At 58.0% G+C, this 1,889-nt stretch carries 2 protein-coding genes; both read right to left on the bottom strand.

Going from position 1 to position 1,889, the window contains the following annotated elements; all coding sequences use genetic code 11:
• On the bottom strand, positions 1-902 hold a 902-nt coding region (locus tag JT360_RS32970; RefSeq protein WP_214477585.1), incomplete at its 3' end, for a tyrosine-type recombinase/integrase.
• A gap of 242 nt (positions 903-1,144) precedes the next feature.
• On the bottom strand, positions 1,145-1,889 hold a 745-nt coding region (locus JT360_RS32965), incomplete at its 5' end, for a porin (protein ID WP_214477583.1).

Genomic DNA, 1,889 nt, shown 5'->3' with positions numbered 1-1,889 from the left:
TCGAGATCGTTGGTGGCCAGATGCGCGTAGCGCATGGTCATCGACAGCGTCTGGTGACCGAGCCACATCTGCACGCGCCTGATGTCGATGCCGCCCTGGACAAGACGCGAGGCGCAGGTGTGACGCAGGATGTGCGGCACGACCTGCTCGTCGGCGCCAAGTCCGACTTCGGCTTTCGCCTCGTTCCAGATGGCACGGAACTGTGCTTGGCTGAACTTGGTGAACGGGCCTTTCGGCCGACGGCCTTTGGCCGGAGGCAGCTTGATCACCTCCTTGACCCGCTCGGTCATCGGAATGGTGCGGCTGCGGTCGGATTTGGTGGTCCGGAAGGAGACGCGATGCTCCTGGATGTCGTTCCAGATCAGCCCGAGCGCCTCGCCGAGACGGCAGCCGCTATCGACCAGGAAGACGGAAAGCCTGTAGGCATCCTCGCTGCGGCTCCTGATGGCGGCGAACAGCCTTGCCTCTTCGTCCCTCTCGAGGAAACGAATCCGTCCCGCCCGCTCCTTCTGGCGGCGGAACTCGGGCAGGCTGTGGATATCCCCCATCTTGTGAGCCTTGCGCAGCAGTTTGCTGAGGGCAGCCATCTTTCGATTGATGGTTGCGTTGCTGTTGCCGCGCTGGCGCAAGGTGCCGATAAGGTTGTCAAGGGTACTCTGGTCGAAGGCGCTGAAACGCTCCCCGAGGAGAATCTCGTCTATTTCGCCGATGAACGAGCTGACATTGTACTTATGTCGCCCATCATCCCACAATATGTCCCGATAGGCTGAAAACAGCTCTCCGACCCGATGCGACTTTACTTCTCTGATCTTGTTGTATGTGTAGTTAAACTTCGAATTTTGAGAAGAAAAGACCGCAAAATGATCAGAGGGATATCCCTCTTGAATCGCCTCGTTTGTCATTGTTAACCACACCCCCCGAAGTGGCCAGGAGACACCTAGCCTACTTGGAAGTGCCCTTTCAAGAGTTTTTGTCCGACAAATCGATTTCATCCGCAAACCGCGAATCCCACGAAATCGTTCCGCAGACCCTGTTCAGCTATCGTTACCCCCTATTCCTTCTGTTTCCCAAGCCCAGTCACGAAACAAAAACAGCCCGGGCGTTGAAGCGCCCGGGCTGGATTTCACCTGTATGGAACCAGCCCTTAGAAGGAGCGCTGGAAGCGGAGGACAGCGCCAAAGCCGTCGCTGTCAGCAGTGCGGACAATCTCGTGGCCCGAAAAGGCCTTGCGATTGACGTAATCGACTTCGCCGATGATCGTGAAGCCGGGTACGATATCGTAAGCGATATTCGCAGCCACACCCAGGCTCTTGCCTTCATCATAGGAGACCTGCGCGTTGAACGAGGTCTTCTCGTTGAACTTGTAGGTGCCGCCACCGAAGATGGCCCAATTGCCTTCCCAATTCTTGAAGGAATTGTGCTCGACATTGTCGTCCGTGCCGTAATTGGCCATGACCCACAGGGCGAGTTCGTTGGTGGCGTTCACGTCCAGGCGAACCTTGGCGCCCCACTCTTCCCACACGCTGTCATAAACACCAGTCGCGCTGATCGCACCCCAGCCCTGCGTGTACTTAACGCCGCCGACGACATGCGGAACGTAGCTGTCGACCGTGTTGACGCCAGCGCCGTCTTCGAGCGAAACCACTGCCGAGAAGCCGTTGCCGGCATCGAAATAGTACTGGACCACGCCGGTATCGAAGTCGCCGCCATAACCGACGATCGAATCGTCGATGACATTGCCGGCATAGCCGCTGAACGTCACCCAGGCGGACTCGTCCTTACCAACGCGGAAGCCGCCGAGCTGGATCCAGGCGAAGTTCAGCGAAGGGGTCCCGCCGCCAGCGCTGACAAGGTTGGTCTCGTCGTCAACGCTGGTTTCCCAGTTGAAA

This window comes from Mesorhizobium sp. dw_380 (assembly GCF_018588885.1).
Classification (GTDB): Bacteria; Pseudomonadota; Alphaproteobacteria; order Rhizobiales; family Rhizobiaceae; genus Mesorhizobium.
Note: the sequence above shows the minus strand (reverse complement) of the source record. Positions and strands in the feature narration are given on the sequence as shown.